Below are 17,945 nucleotides of genomic sequence, written 5' to 3' on the forward strand. Positions count from 1 at the left end.
TCCGTGCTTGCGGGCCTGCCATTTGTTACCCGGCAGTGGTTTGCCTGCAAACCATGAGAGGGCCCCGTCGCCGAGGAACTTGATCCCGGTGCTGTCCACTGCCCGGCAGTGCATTGCGGCCTCGGAGAAGACAGGCGGGGACCGGGCCGGCCCTCATGCGGCGCAAGCCAGGTCATCTCCTTGTCCTGCCACCCTCTTGCACATGCGGGCATGTGCTGCCGGGCAATGGATCAGCAGGGAGCCACGCTGCCTCAGCGCGGCGTTGTAGCTGGGCCAGTTCGTCGTGCGGTAGCGGGCGGGTGAGGGCTTAGTCATGCAGCCCATCTAACCACCTGGATTCACGATGTGAATCCTTCGAAGGTCGAGTTCCGCAACAACGCCTCGTGGATTCAGAGAAGGCAAAAAGCTCTTCATAATTGGTTAAATCATGTCGGTAGGCAGTTTGTCTGAGACGTACCGGTCAACATGATCCGCCGGACCGGCTGAGTTCGCGACATGGTACTCAAGCGTTTCATCTTCAACAGAATGGAAAGCCATTTTCGAAAATGGAACATCCATGTGTCCCTTTTCACGTGGCCAGAAGTCGAAAACTATCTGGCACGTTTCACGTGCGGGATGGTGGAGCCTAGGGGGATCGAACCCCTGACCTCCTGCATGCCATGCAGGCGCTCTCCCAGCTGAGCTAAGGCCCCGTTTCGATGCCGCGTCAGGCATCGTGCGGCGTGATCTACGCAATGCCGCGGGCGGGTTCAAGGGAAAAACCACCGCCCGCGGAAGAAAGTCGGGGCGATCAGTCCTCGTCTTCGCCGGCCACGTCGGTGATGTCGTCGAGCGAGACGTTGTCATCATCATCATCGTCATCGAGCACGTCGTCGTCATCGAGATCGACCTCGACATCGTCTTCCAGCAGATCCGGTTCTTCGGTCTCTTCGGTGTCCGCCTTACGCTTGGCACCGTCAGCGGAATCGGCAACCAGCATCGCACGCTTGCCGGTGTCCAGCTGAAGCGTTTCGCCCGTGTAGGGGCTCACGATCGGATTCTTGTTCAGGTCATAGAAACGCTTGCCGGTTGTCGGGCAGATGCGCTTCGTGCCCCATTCTTCCTTGGGCATGGGTGATCCCCTTCCTCTGCGGCCGTATCGCGGCCAGTCATATCGACAATCTGCGCCCTCTGCCATATCAGGGGCGCAGTGTCAAAGGCGATGTGCCAAACCCTTTGTCAGCACGCAAATCAAGGCGGGAATATGGGCCAGATCACACTGCCGGGCAACCCTGCGATCACCATCACGCTACGGCGGTCGGCGCAGGCGCGGCGGCTGTCGCTGCGGCTGAGCCAGATAGACGGCAAGGTCACGCTGACCATGCCGCGCCGGCTTCCGGAACGCGAGGCGATCGGGTTCCTGCGCGAAAAGGAAAGCTGGCTGCGCGGGCATCTCGACGCGCGCGGCGCCGACGTGCCGATCGCAATCGGCGCGGTGATCCCGGTTGAAGGCGCGCTGCTGACGATCGCGTCGGGAAGCGGGCGTGGTGTGGGGATCGGCGGCGGTGTCATCGAGGTGCCCGGTGCGCCGGATCGTGTGGCCTCGCGTCTTCAGGGCTGGCTGCGCACGCTTGCACGCGAACGGCTTGCCGAAGCGTCGGACCGCCATGCCGCGGCGCTTGGGCGGCCCTATGCGCGGCTGACGCTGCGGGACACACGCTCGCGCTGGGGGTCGTGCACCCATGACGGCGGTTTGATGTATTCCTGGCGGCTCATCATGGCGCCACCCGAGGTGCTGGACTACGTGGCCGCCCACGAGGTGGCCCATCTGGCCGAAATGAACCATTCGGCGGCGTTCTGGGCGGTGGTCGAACGGCTTTACGGCGACTGGCGTGCCGCGCGCGGCTGGTTGCGGGACGAGGGCGGCGGCCTGCATCGCTACAGGTTCGATGCCTGAAAGGCACGATTGACGGGACGCGCGTTTGTGATCACAAGGGGGCATGACCCTTGCCCCCCGCTCTTCGGATGTCGCGTCGTCGGCGCATGATCGTGTCTATCGCGGATTGCGCGGCCAGATCATGCTGGGCCAGATCGCGCCAGGCGTGGCGCTGACCCTGCGCGGCATCGGCAAAAGCTTTGACGTGTCGATGACCCCGGCCCGCGAAGCGGTGCGCCGTCTGGTCGCCGAAGGCGCGCTCAGCATGTCGTCGTCGGGGCGGGTGTCCACGCCCGAGCTGTCGAATGAGCGGATCGAGGAACTGGCCGCGCTGCGCGCGCTGATCGAGGTCGAACTGGCCTCGCGCGCGTTGCCCCGTGCACATATGGCGCTGATTGACCGGCTTCAGGCTATAAACGGGACGATCTCCGAAGTGGTCGCCAATCGCGATGCCGTCGGCTACATCCGCGCCAACCTGGAATTTCATCGCACGCTGTATCTGCGCGCGCAGGCGCCCGCGATGCTGGCGATGTGCGAAACGGTGTGGTTGCAGATGGGGCCGACGATGCGGGTGCTGTATGTCCGCCTGCGCCGCAGCGAGGCGCCGCAGTTTCACAAGCTCATCATCGCCGCGCTGAAGGCGGGCGATGAGCCGGGGCTGCGTCTTGCGGTGCGATCCGACGTCACGCAGGGGTTGCGGATGCTGGCCAGCTGACGGCGGCTCAGGCGCCCTCGGCGGGGGCGGTGATCCGGCTGCCGGCCTCGACCACCAGAGGGTGAAGGCGCAGGCCGCCTTCTTTGATGTGGGCCAGAAGTTGCAGGCGCATGCGGGGTTCCCAGAAATCGTTGATATGCGCGGCGACACCGCCCGCCCGGTCGCCGGGTTGCGAGGCGAAAAAGGTGGCGATCTGGTTCGCCATCGTGATCATCTTGTCAGGCGACATGGGCGTTGTCAGGCGACATGGGCGTCTCCGCTATGGACACGGCCTGGGGCCGCATAAAGGTCGAACCCGCCAGAGCGGGCAAAGGCGGCCAGCGTCAGGTTGGCATCTTCGGCGACGCTGAGCGCAAGAGCGGTGGGGGCGGACACCGCGATCAGCACCGGGCAGCGGGCCAACACGGTTTTCTGCACCATGTCGACCGACACGCGGCTGGTCAGCACGATGGCGCCTGCGCCCGGATCCATGTCCTGCCGCGCCATGGCCCCGATCAGCTTGTCGAGCGCATTGTGCCGGCCAACGTCCTCGCGCGTCATGACGATGCCCTTGCCGGGCAGCAGGAACCCGGCGGCATGCACCGCCCGTGTCTGATCGTGCAGCGGCTGGTGGGCGCGCAGCCGGTCGGTGGCCTGCGCGATGTCAGAGGTTTCAAAGCTGGGGCCGCCATCGGGCAGCCGGGGCAGGGGGCGCAGCGCCCCGTCCAGACTGTCGATCCCGCACAAGCCGCAGCCCGTGGGCCCAAGCATGGTGCGGCGGCGTTCCTTCAGCGCCGCGCCGCGGTCTTCGGTCAGCCAGATCCGCGCTTCGATCCCGCGGGTGTGGGGTACTGTTTCCACCTCGCGCACCTGGTCCGGGTGCGCGATCAGCTCTTCGGACAGCGCGAAACCATAGGCAAAGTCGGCGACATCCGCAGGCGTTGCCATCATCACCGCCTGGGTGGTGCCATCAAAAACCAGCGCCACCGGCACTTCTTCGGGCAGGGCGCGGACCACCTGTCGGGTGCCATCGCGGCGCACGGCGATGCCGGGGCGGCTGTGCGCCAGCCCGGTCATTCCGCCGCCGGCAGGATGCGTCGCGCCTGCACCGCCTGCGCGCTGTAATCCTCTTGCCAGTCAGAAGGCCCGTTGCTGGGCGACACCTGCACCGCCGTCACCTTGTATTCCGGGCAGTTGGTCGCCCAGTCCGAAAAATCGGTGGTGACCACGTTGGCCTGCGTGTCCGGGTGGTGGAAGGTGGTGTAGACCACGCCGGGGCTGACCCGGTCGGTCACCCTGACGCGCAACGTGGTTTCGCCGGTACGGCTGGCCAGCCGCACCCAGTCGCCATCGTTCAGACCGCGATTTTCAGCGTCATGCGGGTGCAGCTCCAGCACGTCCTGGTCGTGCCACACCACGTTTTCGGTCCGCCGTGTCTGCGCGCCGACGTTGTATTGCGACAGGATGCGCCCGGTGGTCAGAAGCAGCGGGAAACGCGGGCCGGTGCGTTCGTCCGTCGCCACATATTCGGTGACGATGAACCGTCCCTTGCCGCGCACGAACCCGTCCACATGCATCAAGGGCGTGCCTTCGGGGTGATCCGCGTTGCAGGGCCACTGGATCGACCCCAGTTCATCGAGCCGGTCATAGGTGACGCCGGCAAAGCTGGGGGTGGTCGCGCCGATTTCGGCCATGATCTGACCGGGGTCGGTATAGGCCCAGCCCGCGCCCATCGCGTTGGCAAGCATCTGCGTCACCTCCCAATCCTCATAGCCGTTCTTCGGGGCCATCACCTTGCGGACCCTGTTGATACGACGCTCGGCATTGGTGAAGGTTCCGTTCTTTTCAAGGAAACTGGAGCCGGGCAGGAACACATGCGCGTAATTCGCTGTCTCGTTCAGGAACAGGTCGTGCACGATGACGCAATCCATCGCCTTCAGCCCCGCCGCGACATGACGCGTATCGGGGTCCGACTGCAGGATGTCCTCGCCCTGGCAATAGAGCGCCTTGAACGTGCCCTCGACAGCAGCGTCCAGCATGTTGGGAATGCGCAGGCCCGGCTCGGGGTCGATGGGCACGCGCCACGCCTTTTCAAAGATCTCGCGAACTTCGGGACCTTTGACATGGCGATACCCGGGCAGTTCATGCGGGAAAGACCCCATATCGCACGATCCCTGTACGTTGTTCTGCCCGCGCAACGGGTTCACACCAACGCCGGCCCGCCCGATGTTGCCGGTCATCATCGCAAGGTTGGCCAGCGCCATCACGGTGGTCGATCCCTGGCTGTGTTCGGTCACGCCCAGCCCGTAATAGATCGCCGCGTTGCCGCCCGTGGCATACAGCCGCGCCGCTTCGCGCAGCGCTTGCGCGTTCACGCCGGTCAGCAATGCGGTGGATTCCGGTGCATGGCGCTTGTCCGACACGAAATCGGCAAAGGCGATGAATTCGTCCCAGTCACAGCGTTCCCGGATGAACGCCTCGTCATACAGCGCTTCGGTCACGATCACATGCGCCAGCGCGCTGATGACGGCCACATTGGTGCCCGGTGTCAGGGGCAGGTGATGCGCCGCCGACACATGCGCGGATTTCACCAGATCAATGCGGCGCGGGTCGATGACGATCAGCTTGGCGCCTTGCCGCAGGCGTTTTTTCAGCCGTGACGCGAACACCGGATGGCCGTCAGTCGGGTTTGCCCCGATGACAAGCGCCACGTCCACCTGTTCGACCGAATCGAAATCCTGCGTCCCCGCCGAGGTGCCAAAGGTCTTCCCCAGCCCGTAGCCGGTGGGCGAATGGCACACCCGCGCGCAGGTGTCGGTGTTGTTGTTCAGGAACACCGCGCGGGTCAGCTTTTGCACAAGGAAGGTTTCCTCGTTGGTGCACCGGCTTGAGGTAATCACCCCCAGCGCCTTGCGCCCATGCTGTTGGCGGATTGCGGTCAGGCGCGCGGCGGCAAAGCCTAGTGCCTCGTCCCAGTCGACCTCGCGCCAGGGGTCCTCGATCCGCGCGCGGATCATCGGTTTCAGGATGCGGTCGGGGTGGCTGGCGTACCCATAGGCAAAGCGTCCCTTGACGCAGCTGTGCCCCCGGTTCGCCTTGCCGTGCTTCCACGGCACCATGCGCACCAGCTCGTCGCCGTTCAGTTCCGCCTTGAAACTGCATCCGACGCCGCAATAGGCGCAGGTCGTCACCACGGACCGATCCGGCGTTCCCAGCTCGGCCACGCTGTTTTCCTGCAGGGTCGCGGTGGGGCAGGCCTGCACGCAGGCCCCGCAACTGACGCAATCCGAGGTCAGGAAGTCATCGGCGGCGCCGCCCGCCGACACGCGGCTGTCGAACCCGCGTCCCTCTATGGTCAGCGCGAACGTGCCCTGCACCTCTTCGCAGGCCCGCACGCAGCGCGAACAGACGATGCATTTCGCCGGATCATAGGTGAAATAGGGGTTGCTGAGATCCTTGGGGCTGTAGCGCGGATTCGCCTCGCCCACCGGCATCCGCAACCGCGCCTCGGATTGCGACCGAGCGCCGGTTCCCGACGGGTCGAAATGGTTGTGTCCGGGTGTATAGCGCATGTCGCGCAGGCCGACCATCCCGGCCATATCCTGCAATTCGCAATCGCCATTGGCCGAACAGGTCAGACAATCCAGCGGGTGATCGGACACATACAGCTCCATCACCCCACGCCGGATCTTCTTTACCCTCGACGACTGCGTGCGCACGGTCATCCCGTCCTGCACCGGCGTGGTGCAGGACGCGGGCGTGCCGCGCCGGCCCTCGATCTCGACCACGCACAAACGGCAGGACCCGAACGCCTCGACACTGTCGGTCGCGCACAGCCTGGGCACGGCGATCCCGGCCTCGGCGGCGGCGCGCATCACCGAGGTGCCCGTGGGCACCGTCACCGCAATGCCGTCGATCGTCAGATGAACCGGCTTGCCCGTCCTGGCGGGGGTGCCCATGTCCTTGTCATCCCACGGAATGATGAAATCTTTCATCTTGGCTCCTCCCGCCTTTTCCTTTGGCGCGAACCGGTCCGCAGATGCGGGGGACGGCCCCGGCCTTGTCCCGTCTGTGCAAGATAGGCGCTCATTCTGCCGCGCCCTTCATCGCGCCGAATTCCTCGGGGAACAGCCGCAGCGCCGACATCACCGGATAGGGCGTCAACCCGCCAAGCGCGCAAAGCGATCCATCGGTCATGGTTTCGCAAAGATCGGTCAGCAGCGCGACCGCCGCCCCGTCTCCGGCGGCGATCCGGTCCAGCGTTTCCACCCCGCGCACCGCGCCGATGCGGCACGGCGTGCATTTGCCGCAGCTTTCCATCGCGCAGAATTCCATTGCGAACCGCGCCATGCCCGGCATGTCGGCGGTGTCGTCGAACACCACCAGCCCGGCATGACCGATCAGCGCATCCTGACCGGAAAATTCCTCGTACCCAAAGGGCGTGTCGAACTGATCAACTCCAAGATAGGCTCCCAGGGGGCCGCCCACCTGCACCGCCTTGACCGGCCGCCCCGTCGCGGTGCCCCCGGCCAGATCCTGCACGATCTCGCCCAGCGGCATCCCGAATGCCGTTTCGAACAGCCCGCCGCGCGCCACGTTCCCGGCGATCTGCAAGGGGATCGTGCCCTTGGACCGGCCCAGCCCGAAATCGGCATAACAGGCCGCGCCCTTTTCAAAGATCACCGGTACCGTCGCCAGCGAGATCACGTTGTTCACCACGGTCGGCCTGCCGAACGCGCCCTCAAGCGCTGGCAGCGGAGGTTTCGCCCGCACCACGCCGCGTTTGCCTTCCAGCGAGTTCAGCAGCGATGTTTCTTCGCCGCAGACATAGGCCCCGGCGCCCACGCGCACCTCAAGTTCAAAGGCGCGCCCCGATCCCATCACATCCGGCCCGATCACACCCGCCTTGCGGGCAATCGCAATCGCGCGGCGCATCACCGCCACCGCATCCGGGTATTCGGACCGGGTGTAGATGTATCCCTGTACCGCGCCGCAGCCAATCCCGGCGATGGCCATGCCTTCGATCAGGCAAAACGGATCGCCTTCCATGATCATCCGGTCGGCAAAGGTGCCGCTGTCGCCCTCGTCGGCATTGCAGACGATGTATTTGCGATCGGCGCGCGCCAGCCGCACCGTGTCCCACTTGATGCCGGTCGGGAAGCCGGCCCCGCCGCGCCCGCGCAGGCCCGACAGCTTGACCTCGTCGATGATGGCGTCCTGGTCCATGCCGATGGCGCGGCGCAGACCGGCAAGCCCGCCATGGGCCTCGTATTCGGGCAGCGACAGCGGGTCGATCACGCCGCAGCGTTGAAAGGTCAGGCGGGTCTGGCGCTTCATCCAGTCCAGGTCCTCGACCAGCCCCAGCGACGGGCCGCCGTCAAAGATCGCCGCCACGCCGCCCGCATCCATCGGGCCATAACCGATGCGGCCCGCGTCGGTTTCCACTTCGACCAGAGGTTCCAGCCAGATCATCCCGCGCGAGCCGTTGCGTGCGATGTCGACCGTGACGCCGCGCCTTGCCGCTTCGGCGCGGATCGCCGCCACCACGTCTTCGGCACCCAGCGCCCTGGCGGCGCTGTCCATGGGAACCCAGATCCTCATGCGGCGCCTTCCATGGCCCGTTCCAGCCGGGGCACATTCGCCCGCGCGATCAGCGTGTCGCCCACCATCGCGGCGGGGGCGCAGGCGCACAGGCCCAGGCAGTACACCGCCTCGACCGTCACGGCGCCGTCGGCGGTGGTGTCGCCCCAATCCAGCCCCAGCTTGTCCAGCACCGCCGCTGACAGCGCGCTGCCCCCCATCGACTGGCAGGCCTCGGCGCGGCAGATCCTGACCACCAGCTTGCCGGCGGGGGTCTTGCGGAAATCGTGGTAGAACGACATCACCCCGTGGACCTCGGCCACCGTCAGGTTCAGACGGCCGGCAATCAGCGGCAGGGCGGATTCGGGCACGAAGCCACAGGCGTCCTGAATGGCGTGAAAGATCGGCAGCAAGGGCCCTTCGAGATGCATCTGCGTCTCGATCAGGGTCGTGATGTCGTCTGCGGTGGGGTCCGAGTGGCGCATTCGGGCGGCTTCTCCCTTGGGGTTGCCTAGATGTGCCCGAGGAGCGACAGGCAATTCAATATCGTTCTTCCGTCAGCCGATAGCGTTTTTCTATCGTTTCGGCGCTGCCTCCAATCCCTCGGCGGCGGACAGGATCGCCTGCAACACAGGGGTGTAGGGTTCTTGATGCGGGGCGATCAGGCCCACCGCAGGGGCGCTGCCCTGTTCCGGCAGGGGCACCATCGCCAGCGGTTTGCCATCGCACAGGAACCCGGCAAGATCGCCTGGCAGGATCGTCACCCAGTCGCCGTGCAGCACATTGGCCACCAGCACCACCGTCGAATTCGATTCGATCAGCGCGGCGGGGTCGACGCCGGCCTCCATGAAGTGACGGTTGATGATGCGCCGGTTCTGCATTTCGGGCGTCAGCAGGCACAGCCGCGCCTGCCCAAGCGAGTCCCATCCGACCGGCCCGCCCTGCACAAAGGCGTGGTCGGGACGGCACACCAGCGTATAGCTTTCGCGATACAGCGGGCGGGTGGCGACGCGGCCCAGCGGTTCCTGATCCAGATAGGTCAGCCCGGCGTCGATTTCGAGATCGTCCAGCATCGTCAGGATTTCGGTCGAAGCGCGCGACAGGATCGTGAAGCTGACATTGGGGTGCTCTTGTGCAAACCAGGTCACCAGCCGGGACGCCCATGTCAGCGCTGTCGGGATCACCGCAAGCCGCAAATGCCCTGCAAGACCTTCGTGTGAGGCGCGCATTTCGTCGCGCAAGCGCCGGGTGTCGGCAACGATCTGGCGGGCGCGGATCAGGGCGCGCTGGCCTTCGGGCGTGAGCCCGCCAAAGCGCGAACCGCGGATCACCAGCTTGACGCCAAGCTGTTTCTCAAGCTGGCGAATGCCGGTGGACAGCGTCGGTTGGGTGATCCCAAGCGTTTCCGCCGCACGGCCAAAATGCCGTTCGCGGGCAAGGGCGATCAGCATTTCCAGCTTGGCGATCATGAATGTCTATCAACTGCGACCATAACGATAGGTAAGCCGGATTGATCGCGCGCCGCAAGCCGCCGGCGGCCGGTAACTGACGCGGCTGTGATGACACCCTCGGGATGTTTCCGCTCTCGGATTATTGAATAATCCTGAAGAGACCTTACTCTTTTCGACAACTGATCGCGCAAGCGTCCGCCATGAGGCCCCCAGAAGGTCCGGACGGAAAAAAAGGGTTACAGGGATGGTATCTTTCAGCGGACTTCTGCCCGTCATGGTTCTGCTGCCGTTCATCGGAGCATTGATGCCAGGGCTGATGATCCGCGCGGGCCGCAATGCCTGCGCCACGTTTACCGCCGTTCCGACGATCCTGGCATTGGTGTTTCTGGGCTCGATGGCGCCTGACGTCTGGAACGGCGGCACGGTGATGTTCCGGTTCGACTGGGTGCCGTCGCTTGGGCTGGGCTGGAATTTCATGCTTGACGGGCTGGGCCTGCTGTTTGCGGGGATGATCCTTGGGGTCGGCCTGCTGATCATCCTGTATGCGCGGTTCTACCTGTCGCCTGATGACCCGATGGGGCAGTTCTATACGTTTCTGCTGCTGTTTCAGGGCGCGATGCTGGGCATCGTGGTGTCGGATAACATCCTGCTGCTGCTGGTGTTCTGGGAACTGACCTCGCTGTCGTCCTTCCTGCTGATCGGCTATTGGAAACACCTGCCCGAGGGGCGTCAGGGCGCGCGCATGGCGCTGACCGTGACCGGAGCGGGGGGGCTTGCGATGATCGCCGGCATGCTGATCCTGGGCCAGATCGCAGGCAGCTATGATCTTTCGGTGATCCTGCAACACGGGGATGAGATCCGCGCGTCCGACATGTACCTGCCCGCGCTGATCCTGATCCTGATCGGGGCCTTCACCAAATCGGCGCAGTTTCCGTTTCATTTCTGGCTGCCCCACGCAATGGCCGCGCCGACGCCGGTGTCGGCCTATCTGCACAGCGCGACGATGGTCAAGGCGGGCATCTTTTTGATGGCGCGCATGTGGCCGGCGCTGGCGGGCACGCCGGAATGGTTCTGGATCGTCACGACCGTCGGCCTTGTCACCATGGTGCTGGGGGCGGTCATTGCGCTGTTCAAGGATGACCTGAAGGCGCTGCTGGCCTATTCCACCGTCAGCCATCTGGGGCTGCTGACCATGCTGCTGGGCTTTGGCACCAAGATGGCGGCGGTGGTGGCGGTGTTCCATATCCTCAACCACCTGACGTTCAAGGCGGCGCTGTTCATGAGCGCGGGCATCGTCGATCACGAAGCCCATACCCGCGACATCAAGCGATTGGGAGGGTTGGCCAAGCTGATGCCGGTCACGGCGCTGATCGCGGTGACGGCGGCGTTGTCGATGGCGGGAATACCGCCGCTGAACGGCTTCATGTCCAAGGAATTGATGCTGGAAGAGGCCGCGCACACTTACTGGTTTGGCGGCGACTGGCCGATCATCATCCTTGCCACCTTTGGCGCGCTGATGTCGGTGGCCTACAGCTTTCGGTTCATCGGGCATACGTTCCTTGGCCCGGTGCGCGACGATTATCCGCACCATCCGCACGACCCGCCGGCGGGGATGCTGATCTCGCCCGCGCTGCTGGCGCTGGCGGTGGTGGCGATCGGACTTGCGCCGGGGCTGCTGGCCGAACCGCTGGTGCGGGTCGCGGGCGCGGCCGTCACCGGCGGAGAACTGCCCGATTTCCACCTCAAGCTCTGGCATGGCGTGACGCCCGCGCTTTACATGTCCGCCGTCGCTGTGCTGGGCGGATTCCTGGTGATGAAGGCGCACGGCCCGCTGGACAGGGTCTGGCTGGCGACGCCGCGTCCCCACGCCAAGGCGATGTTCGACCGGGCCGTCGCCGCCACCGCAGGCCTGTCGCAAACCGTGACCGAGGCTCTGCACAACGGGGCGATTTCGCGCTACCTGGGCATCTTTACCGCGGCGACGGTGCTGCTGGGCTGGGTCGCCTGGCAAGGCGGCGGCGTGACGGCCCCGTCCCGCGACATGCTGCCGGTGCCGCCGCTGGTGGCAGTGGGGTTTGTTCTGCTGATGGTGGCCACCGGCGCAGTCGTGGTCATGCACCACACCCGGTTTCGCGCGCTGATCCTGGTCAGTGTCGTGGGCCTGATGGTCGCGTTCGGCTTTGTCTACCTGTCGGCCCCCGATCTGGCGATGACGCAGATCACCGTCGATACGGTGACCACGCTTCTGCTGCTGATCGCGCTGCATTTCCTGCCAAAGGAAACCCCGGCCGAAAGCGCGGTTTTCCTGCGCGTCCGCGACGGGATCATCGCGCTGGCCGCGGGGGCGGGGGTGGCGTTTCTGGCCTATACCTTCCTGCTGCGCGACGTGTCGACGATCAGTGCCTATCATCTGGCCAACAGCTACAAGGGCGGCGGCGGCGACAACGTGGTCAACGTGATCCTTGTCGATTTCCGCGGCTATGACACCTATGGCGAGATCATCGTGCTGGGCATCGCCGGGATCATCATGTTCGCCCTGATGGAGGGCTTGCTGACCGGCCCGTCCTCTCGCAAGCTGCGCAACTGGCGCTTCCCCGAGGACGTTTCGCGCGACCGCCACCCGCTGATGATGGTGGTCGTGACACGGATGATGATGCCGATCGCCGTGCTGGTCGCGGTCTATATCTTTCTGCGGGGGCACAACATGCCGGGGGGCGGGTTCGTCGCCGGGCTGGTGTTCTCGATCGCGCTGCTCATGCAGTACATGGCGTCGGGCTTTGGCTGGACCATGGCGCGCAAGACCATCGAATACCACGCCATGATCGGCTTTGGCGTGGTCATCGCCGGGCTGACCGGCATGGGGGCGTGGCTGGCTGGCGAACCGTTCCTGACCAGCGCCTTTGGCTATTTCCAGATCTGGCCGTTCGAGAAATTCGAACTGGCCACCGCGTCGCTGTTCGATCTGGGGGTGTTCCTGACGGTACTGGGGGCGGTGATGCTGATGCTGTATTCGCTGTCGCGGCTGGCACGCTACGCGGGCGAAACGGTGAACGTCGAGCCGATGGACTACGACCCCTCTGCCCGGATCGCGGATGCACGGGCCGAAGACGAAAAAGGACTGGAGCGCTGACATGGAACTGATCGTTGCCGTTTCCATCGGCGCTCTGACCGCAGCCGGCATCTACCTCATGCTGCGTTTGCGGGTGTTTCCGGTCATCATGGGGCTGACCCTGCTGTCCTACGCGACAAACGTGTTCGTCTTTGCCAGCGGACGGCTGGCCGTCGGGGCGCCACCCGTTCTGATGGACGGGGTCGAGATATATTCCGACCCGCTGCCACAGGCCCTTGTGCTGACCGCTATCGTGATCTCGTTCGGGATGACGGCGGTGCTGGTGCTGGTGGCGCTGGGCGCCACGGTCGAAGGCGGATCCGACAAGGTCAATGCGCCCCGCAAGGAGGCCGAGAAGTGAACCACTGGATCCTTGCCCCCGTCGTGCTGCCCGCCATGGTGGCGCCGATGCTGGCCTACGTCATGCGCCACGACGTGGTGCTGCAACGGGTGGTGTCCATCGCCGCATCGGCGGTGCTGGCCGCCATTGCGCTTGGGCTGTTCACCATCGCGGCGGACGGCACGGTGCATGTCTATCGGCTGGGGGACTGGCCTGCGCCCTTTGGCATCGTGCTGGTGCTGGATCGGCTGTCGGCGTTGCTGATCCTGCTGACAGCCGTGCTGGGAGGGGTCGTGCTGGTTCATGCCTCGGCCACCGGCTGGGACCGCAAGGGGCGGCATTTCCACGCGCTGATGCAATTTCAGCTGATGGGCATCTGCGGCGCGTTCCTCACCGGGGATGCGTTCAACCTGTTCGTGCTGTTCGAAATCCTGCTGATCGCGTCCTATGGTCTGGCGGTCCACGGAGGGGGCAAGGCCCGGCTGAAGGCGGGTCTGCAATATGTCATCATGAACCTTGCCGGATCGGCGCTGTTCCTGATCGCGCTGGGCACGGTTTATGCCTCGACCGGGACGCTGAACATCGCGGATCTGTCCCAGAAGGTGCGTGAGATTCCGCTGGAAGACGCCGCGCTGGTGCGCGTGGCCGCCATGCTGATGATGATCGTCTTCGCGGTCAAGGCGGCGCTGTTTCCGATGCAGTTCTGGCTTCCTGGCACCTATGCGCAGTCGCCCGCGCCGGTCGCGGCGCTCTTCGCCATCATGACCAAGGTCGGTGCCTACGCGATCCTGCGGATGCACACGATGGTTTTCGGCCCCGATGCGGACGCCATCGGCACCCTGTCCGGCGACTGGCTGATGCCGGCCGCGATGATTACCGTCGCCGTCGGGGCGTTGGGGGTGATGGGCGCGCGGCGGCTTGCGCCGCTGGTGGCCTTTGCCACGCTGGGCTCGACCGCGACGCTGATGCTTGCTGTGGCGGGTTTCGCGCCCGATGCTACGGGCGCGGCGCTGTACTATCTTGTGCATTCGACGCTGGCGGCGGCGACGCTGTTCCTGGTGATCGACCTGGTCCTGACGCGCCGCGCCGGGGACGAGTTGAGCGCGCAGCCCGCCACGGCGCAGAACGGCCTGCTCGCGGCGCTGTTCTTTGGCGCGGCGATCGCGGTGGCGGGGATGCCGCCGCTCAGCGGATTTCTGGGCAAGCTGCTGGTGCTGGACGCGCTGGGGAATCACCCGCTCGCGGCGTGGATCTGGGCCCTGGTGCTGGGGGGATCGCTTTTGACCATCGTGGGCTTTGCGCGGGCGGGCAGCGTGCTGTTCTGGAAATCCACCACGCCGGGGCTGGCGCTACCAGACGATCCGGCCCCCGAAGACCCCGCCCCCGCCCCCGTTACGCCTGCCCAGGCGGCCCCCGCCATCGCCACGCTTGCCGCGCTGGGGCTGCTGACGGTCTTTGCAGGGCCGCTGATGCGGTATACTCAGGCGACGGCGGCGCAGCTGTATGATCCTGCGCCCTATGTGAACGCGGTGCTGGTCGATCAGCCAGGCACCAAGGACCTGCCGGAAGAGGATCACTAAGTCATGCTGCGCCGAGCCCTGCCGCACCCGTTGCTGACCCTGATCCTGACCATCGTCTGGATGATGCTGGTCAACAAGGTCACGCTCGGGCACCTGTTTCTTGGTGTGGTTCTGGGGGTCGTGATTCCAGGCTTGACCGCGCCCTACTGGCCCAATCGCCCCAAACTTGGCAGGCCGCTGAAAATGGCGGAATACGCCACCATCGTATTGTGGGACATCATCCGTGCCAACGTGACGGTCGCGCGAATCGTGCTGTTCAAGCCGGTGGTCGACATCCATTCGCAGTGGGTCGCGCTGCCGCTGGATCTGACCTCGCCCGAGGCGATCACCGCGTTGGCGGGAACCATCACCATGACGCCGGGCACGGTATCGGCCACGCTCAGTTCGGACGGGGGGGCGTTGCTGATCCATTGCCTTCACAATGACGACCCCGACGCGGTCTGTCGCGAGATCAAGCACCGCTATGAACGCCGGCTCAAGGAGATTTTCGAATGATCACCTACGCGCTGATCTTTGCCATGGCCTGCTATGGCTTCGGCCTGCTCGCAACGCTGTGGAAGCTGGTCACCGGCCCGCAGGCCGCCGACCGGATCATGGCGCTGGATACCATGGTCATCAACTTCATCGCATTGATGGTGCTGTACGGGGTCTGGCAGGGCACGCCGATCTATTTCGAGGCTTCGATGCTGATCGCCATGGTCGGATTTGTCTCTACCGTCGCCTTCTGCCGCTTCGTGCTGCGCGGCAACATCATCGAGTAACGGAGCATCGCATGTACCAGTCCCCGGGTCTTTTGGCCGAGATCGTGATTTCGCTGTTTCTCGTGATCGGCGGGCTGTTCGGCCTTGTCGGGGCGATCGGACTGCTGAAGCTGAAGGATACCATGCAGCGGCTGCACGCGCCGACCAAGGCCACGACCCTCGGCGTCGGCGGATGCCTGATCGGCTCGATGCTGTACTATCTGCTGATCGACGGACGGGTGTCGTTTCATGAGCTGCTGATCGCGCTGTTCCTGTTCCTGACCGCGCCGATCACCGCGAATTTCATCGCCAAGACCTGGATGACGGCAAATCTGCGCAAGGAAGACCTGCCACCCTCGGGGCGCCCGCACGGCTGGGCGATCTACGACGACCCACCCGGAGGAGACCCCAGGGACTAAGGCGGTCCGGTCAGGCCGTATCGGCAAGCAACTCGCGCGGAATGACGAAGGCGGCGGCGCGCCCGGTGCCGGGTTCGAGCGCGGTCCAGTCGCCGATGTCGAACGTGGCGACCAGCGTGGCTCCGGTGGGGTAATCGTCGAAACGCGGATGGCGCGGCGGGGCGGACACCAGCTCTTCGGCAAAGCCCGCGATACCGGGGTTGTGGCCGATCAGGATGACCGTATCGTCCTGAGCCTTTTGCAGACAGCGCAGCATTGCGCCGGGACCGGCATGATACAGACGCTTTTCGAACTTCACCGAAACGTCGAGTTTCAGCCCTGCCAGCGTTTCCCGTGCCCGCGTCGCGGTCGAACACAGGGCAGCGTCGGGCAAGGTGTCCGTGGCGCGCAGCCAGTCGCCAAGCGCCTCGGCGCTGCGCCGCCCGCGCGCATTCAGCGGACGGTCGTGATCGGGCTGCCCAGCGGCCCAGTCCGATTTGGCATGGCGCATGAGAACCAATCGTTTCACGCGGGATCTCCTCCGTCTGTGCCGGGCCAGTCTTTCATGAAGGCGTCCATGTGGAAAGACGCCTGTGCGGGCGGGCGGTGCATCTGCTGTGACAAAGGGCAGGCCCGGCGGGCGAGGCACCCCCCGGTGCGGCACTTGCGTCCCTCAGGGCGGCCTATATGCGCCCGGCAGGCCGCGACGTCGTAGGGTTTGCCCGGGCGCAGCGCCGCGACAGGGCACGCGGTGGTGCAGGGTCGCGTGGCGCAGACGGTGCAGGGGGAAGGACGCCCAGGCGGCAAGGTCAGCCGCGCCGGCAGCGTCACGGCGCCGCGATAGCTTATCAGCAGGCCCGCGGTGTCATGGACCAGCAAGCCGATGGGCGACTCGAACGCCCGGCGACTTTGCCGCGCCCAGCGTAAAAACGGCGCATAGGGTGGTCCGTCCGATGGAAACGTTGCCCTGCCGCCCCAGGCGCGCGCCAACGCTCCGATCACCCGTTTCGACCAGCGGTCAAGCGGGTCCGGCGCGGGGCGATGAGCCTCGGGCGAGGCGGCAAAGCGGTGCCAGAACTGCGGTTCGTCGGGGCCAAGCAAGATCACGGTGGTGGCCCCGTCCGGATGAAAGGCTCCACGAACGATCAGCCCCTGCGCACACGCCTCGGCGTCGCGGCTCACCCGTTCTCCCGCACCGGGGAAAGCTCGGCGGATCGGATCAGAGAGCCGGCACCGAGTTCGGTGAACAGCTCAAGCAGACAGGCATTGGGGACGCGCCCGTCAAGGATCACCACGGCGCGTACCCCGTCTTCGATCGCCTTGAGCGCGGTTTCGGTCTTGGGGATCATGCCTCCCGCGATGATCCCGTCGGCGATCATGCTGCGGACCTCCTGGGGCGTCATGGCGGTGACAACCTCACCGGCGGTGTTCTTGACGCCGCTCACATCGGTCAGCAAGAGCAGCCGATCGGCTCGCAAAGCCCCTGCAATGGCGCCCGCCGCAGTGTCGCCATTCACGTTGTAGGTTTCGGTCACGTTTCGCCCCGTTGCCACGGGGGCGACGACCGGAATGATCCCGGCTGCAAACAGATCGCGCAGAACCTGCACATTCATTTCGACCGGTTTGCCGACGAACCCCAGTTCCGGATCGTCAGGTTCACAAACGATCAGATCGTCATCCTTGCCCGACAGACCGACCGCGCGGCCCCCCTCGTCCATAATAGCCTGCACGATGCGCTTGTTCACGAGACCGGTCAGCACCATCTCGACCACCTCGACGGTGGCTTTATCGGTGACGCGTTTGCCCCGCACGAAGCGGCTTTCGATGTTCAGCCGCTTGAGCATATCGTTGATCATCGGGCCACCGCCATGCACCACGACCGGATTCACCCCCACCTGCCGCATCAGCACGATATCGCGGGCAAATTCCGCCATTGCATCATCGTCGCCCATGGCGTTGCCGCCGAATTTCACGACAACGATCGCGCCGGTGTAGCGTTGAAGAAACGGAAGTGCCTCGCTGAGCGTGCGGGCGGTGGCGATCCAGTCCTGGTCCATCTTCTGCTTTCTCATCCGGGGCATCCTTCCGATGCGGTCGCTGTGCGCATTCCTTGTGTCCGGGATGCGCTGCGCCGACGC

Annotated in this window: 18 protein-coding genes, 1 tRNA gene and 1 pseudogene; 8 read left to right on the top strand and 12 right to left on the bottom strand. The window is 65.1% G+C overall.

The window, feature by feature from the left end:
* The 3 genes and pseudogenes from ATI53_RS24485 to ATI53_RS17595 all read right to left on the bottom strand — a co-directional run.
* Nucleotides 1-315 (bottom strand): annotated as a pseudogene (locus ATI53_RS24485) (hypothetical protein); the annotation flags it as partial.
* 301 nt (nt 316-616) lie between these two features.
* Nucleotides 617-692 (bottom strand) — tRNA-Ala (locus ATI53_RS17590).
* 98 nt (nt 693-790) lie between these two features.
* Nucleotides 791-1,111 (bottom strand): TIGR02300 family protein, encoded by a 321-nt coding sequence (locus ATI53_RS17595; RefSeq protein ID WP_009502653.1) that lies wholly within the window; start codon nt 1,109-1,111, stop codon nt 791-793.
* 132 nt (nt 1,112-1,243) lie between these two features.
* Here ATI53_RS17595 and ATI53_RS17600 point away from each other — a divergent pair, with 132 nt between their 5' ends.
* Nucleotides 1,244-1,936 carry a M48 family metallopeptidase gene (locus ATI53_RS17600; protein ID WP_009502654.1) on the top strand — a complete coding sequence of 231 codons (693 nt, stop codon included), beginning with the start codon at nt 1,244-1,246 and terminating at the stop codon, nt 1,934-1,936.
* A gap of 43 nt (nt 1,937-1,979) precedes the next feature.
* Complete coding sequence (locus ATI53_RS17605; protein ID WP_009502655.1) at nt 1,980-2,630, top strand: GntR family transcriptional regulator; 651 nt, start codon at nt 1,980-1,982, stop codon at nt 2,628-2,630.
* Nucleotides 2,631-2,637: 7 nt separating this feature from the next.
* Here the strand turns inward: ATI53_RS17605 and ATI53_RS17610 are convergent, their stop codons facing one another.
* The 6 genes from ATI53_RS17610 to ATI53_RS17635 all read right to left on the bottom strand — a co-directional run bounded on the left by ATI53_RS17610 (nt 2,638) and on the right by ATI53_RS17635 (nt 9,658).
* On the bottom strand, nt 2,638-2,859 hold the full coding sequence (locus ATI53_RS17610; RefSeq protein WP_009502656.1) for a formate dehydrogenase subunit delta: 222 nt from the start codon (nt 2,857-2,859) through the stop codon (nt 2,638-2,640).
* 8 nt (nt 2,860-2,867) lie between these two features.
* The gene (gene fdhD, locus ATI53_RS17615; protein ID WP_111550994.1) at nt 2,868-3,686 is read right to left on the bottom strand and encodes a formate dehydrogenase accessory sulfurtransferase FdhD; all 819 of its coding nucleotides are present in this window, start codon (nt 3,684-3,686) and stop codon (nt 2,868-2,870) included.
* Nucleotides 3,683-6,604, bottom strand: coding sequence for a formate dehydrogenase subunit alpha (gene fdhF, locus ATI53_RS17620; RefSeq protein ID WP_111550995.1), 2,922 nt, complete (start codon nt 6,602-6,604; stop codon nt 3,683-3,685). Before fdhF ends, fdhD begins: the two co-directional genes overlap by 4 nt.
* A 91-nt stretch (nt 6,605-6,695) precedes the next feature.
* Nucleotides 6,696-8,210, bottom strand: a complete 1,515-nt coding sequence (locus ATI53_RS17625) for a formate dehydrogenase beta subunit (RefSeq protein ID WP_111550996.1) — start codon at nt 8,208-8,210, stop codon at nt 6,696-6,698.
* The gene (locus ATI53_RS17630; protein WP_111550997.1) at nt 8,207-8,674 is read right to left on the bottom strand and encodes a formate dehydrogenase subunit gamma; all 468 of its coding nucleotides are present in this window, start codon (nt 8,672-8,674) and stop codon (nt 8,207-8,209) included. Before ATI53_RS17630 ends, ATI53_RS17625 begins: the two co-directional genes overlap by 4 nt.
* 90 nt (nt 8,675-8,764) lie before the next feature.
* Nucleotides 8,765-9,658, bottom strand: a complete 894-nt coding sequence (locus tag ATI53_RS17635) for a LysR family transcriptional regulator (RefSeq protein WP_111550998.1) — start codon at nt 9,656-9,658, stop codon at nt 8,765-8,767.
* Nucleotides 9,659-9,884: 226 nt separating this feature from the next.
* Between ATI53_RS17635 and ATI53_RS17640 the strand changes: the two genes are divergently transcribed.
* Genes ATI53_RS17640 through ATI53_RS17665 form a run of 6 tightly spaced genes read left to right on the top strand, consistent with a single transcriptional unit; the run spans nt 9,885 to nt 15,828 of the window.
* Nucleotides 9,885-12,770 (top strand): monovalent cation/H+ antiporter subunit A, encoded by a 2,886-nt coding sequence (locus ATI53_RS17640; protein WP_111550999.1) that lies wholly within the window; start codon nt 9,885-9,887, stop codon nt 12,768-12,770.
* A gap of 1 nt (nt 12,771) precedes the next feature.
* Nucleotides 12,772-13,110, top strand: coding sequence for a Na+/H+ antiporter subunit C (locus ATI53_RS17645; protein ID WP_009502663.1), 339 nt, complete (start codon nt 12,772-12,774; stop codon nt 13,108-13,110).
* Nucleotides 13,107-14,669, top strand: a complete 1,563-nt coding sequence (locus tag ATI53_RS17650; protein WP_111551000.1) for a monovalent cation/H+ antiporter subunit D — start codon at nt 13,107-13,109, stop codon at nt 14,667-14,669. Before ATI53_RS17645 ends, ATI53_RS17650 begins: the two co-directional genes overlap by 4 nt.
* A 3-nt stretch (nt 14,670-14,672) precedes the next feature.
* Complete coding sequence (locus ATI53_RS17655) at nt 14,673-15,164, top strand: Na+/H+ antiporter subunit E (protein WP_009502665.1); 492 nt, start codon at nt 14,673-14,675, stop codon at nt 15,162-15,164.
* Nucleotides 15,161-15,430: a K+/H+ antiporter subunit F gene (locus ATI53_RS17660; RefSeq protein WP_009502666.1), complete on the top strand. Its 270-nt coding sequence runs from the start codon at nt 15,161-15,163 to the stop codon at nt 15,428-15,430. The genes ATI53_RS17655 and ATI53_RS17660 overlap by 4 nt, the downstream gene beginning before the upstream one ends.
* A gap of 11 nt (nt 15,431-15,441) precedes the next feature.
* Nucleotides 15,442-15,828: a Na+/H+ antiporter subunit G gene (locus ATI53_RS17665; RefSeq protein WP_009502667.1), complete on the top strand. Its 387-nt coding sequence runs from the start codon at nt 15,442-15,444 to the stop codon at nt 15,826-15,828.
* 10 nt (nt 15,829-15,838) lie between these two features.
* Here ATI53_RS17665 and ATI53_RS17670 read toward each other — a convergent pair whose 3' ends face one another.
* From ATI53_RS17670 to argB, 3 genes are read right to left on the bottom strand one after another with little or no spacing between them, the layout of a single operon-like run.
* Nucleotides 15,839-16,336: a SixA phosphatase family protein gene (locus tag ATI53_RS17670; RefSeq protein ID WP_190323967.1), complete on the bottom strand. Its 498-nt coding sequence runs from the start codon at nt 16,334-16,336 to the stop codon at nt 15,839-15,841.
* Complete coding sequence (locus ATI53_RS17675) at nt 16,333-16,989, bottom strand: ferredoxin (RefSeq protein WP_111551002.1); 657 nt, start codon at nt 16,987-16,989, stop codon at nt 16,333-16,335. Before ATI53_RS17675 ends, ATI53_RS17670 begins: the two co-directional genes overlap by 4 nt.
* Nucleotides 16,986-17,879: an acetylglutamate kinase gene (gene argB, locus ATI53_RS17680; RefSeq protein WP_009502670.1), complete on the bottom strand. Its 894-nt coding sequence runs from the start codon at nt 17,877-17,879 to the stop codon at nt 16,986-16,988. Before argB ends, ATI53_RS17675 begins: the two co-directional genes overlap by 4 nt.
* Nucleotides 17,880-17,945: the final 66 nt, after the last annotated feature.

The sequence above is a fragment of the Salipiger aestuarii genome (assembly GCF_003259905.1).
Taxonomy (GTDB): Bacteria; Pseudomonadota; Alphaproteobacteria; order Rhodobacterales; family Rhodobacteraceae; genus Salipiger; species Salipiger aestuarii.

What these genes read in the sequence shown, in the direction of transcription:
- ATI53_RS17640 (WP_111550999.1), top strand. Translation starts at nt 9,885, where the DNA reads ATGGTATCTTTCAGCGGACTTCTGCCCGTCATGGTTCTGCTGCCGTTC.
- ATI53_RS17630 (WP_111550997.1), bottom strand. Translation starts at nt 8,674, where the DNA reads ATGCGCCACTCGGACCCCACCGCAGACGACATCACGACCCTGATCGAG.
- fdhD (WP_111550994.1), bottom strand. Translation starts at nt 3,686, where the DNA reads ATGACCGGGCTGGCGCACAGCCGCCCCGGCATCGCCGTGCGCCGCGAT.
- ATI53_RS17665 (WP_009502667.1), top strand. Translation starts at nt 15,442, where the DNA reads ATGTACCAGTCCCCGGGTCTTTTGGCCGAGATCGTGATTTCGCTGTTT.
- ATI53_RS17635 (WP_111550998.1), bottom strand. Translation starts at nt 9,658, where the DNA reads ATGATCGCCAAGCTGGAAATGCTGATCGCCCTTGCCCGCGAACGGCAT.
- ATI53_RS17610 (WP_009502656.1), bottom strand. Translation starts at nt 2,859, where the DNA reads ATGTCGCCTGACAAGATGATCACGATGGCGAACCAGATCGCCACCTTT.
- fdhF (WP_111550995.1), bottom strand. Translation starts at nt 6,604, where the DNA reads ATGAAAGATTTCATCATTCCGTGGGATGACAAGGACATGGGCACCCCC.
- ATI53_RS17645 (WP_009502663.1), top strand. Translation starts at nt 12,772, where the DNA reads ATGGAACTGATCGTTGCCGTTTCCATCGGCGCTCTGACCGCAGCCGGC.
- ATI53_RS17625 (WP_111550996.1), bottom strand. Translation starts at nt 8,210, where the DNA reads ATGAGGATCTGGGTTCCCATGGACAGCGCCGCCAGGGCGCTGGGTGCC.
- ATI53_RS17600 (WP_009502654.1), top strand. Translation starts at nt 1,244, where the DNA reads ATGGGCCAGATCACACTGCCGGGCAACCCTGCGATCACCATCACGCTA.
- ATI53_RS17595 (WP_009502653.1), bottom strand. Translation starts at nt 1,111, where the DNA reads ATGCCCAAGGAAGAATGGGGCACGAAGCGCATCTGCCCGACAACCGGC.
- argB (WP_009502670.1), bottom strand. Translation starts at nt 17,879, where the DNA reads ATGAGAAAGCAGAAGATGGACCAGGACTGGATCGCCACCGCCCGCACG.
- ATI53_RS17605 (WP_009502655.1), top strand. Translation starts at nt 1,980, where the DNA reads ATGACCCTTGCCCCCCGCTCTTCGGATGTCGCGTCGTCGGCGCATGAT.
- ATI53_RS17660 (WP_009502666.1), top strand. Translation starts at nt 15,161, where the DNA reads ATGATCACCTACGCGCTGATCTTTGCCATGGCCTGCTATGGCTTCGGC.
- ATI53_RS17655 (WP_009502665.1), top strand. Translation starts at nt 14,673, where the DNA reads ATGCTGCGCCGAGCCCTGCCGCACCCGTTGCTGACCCTGATCCTGACC.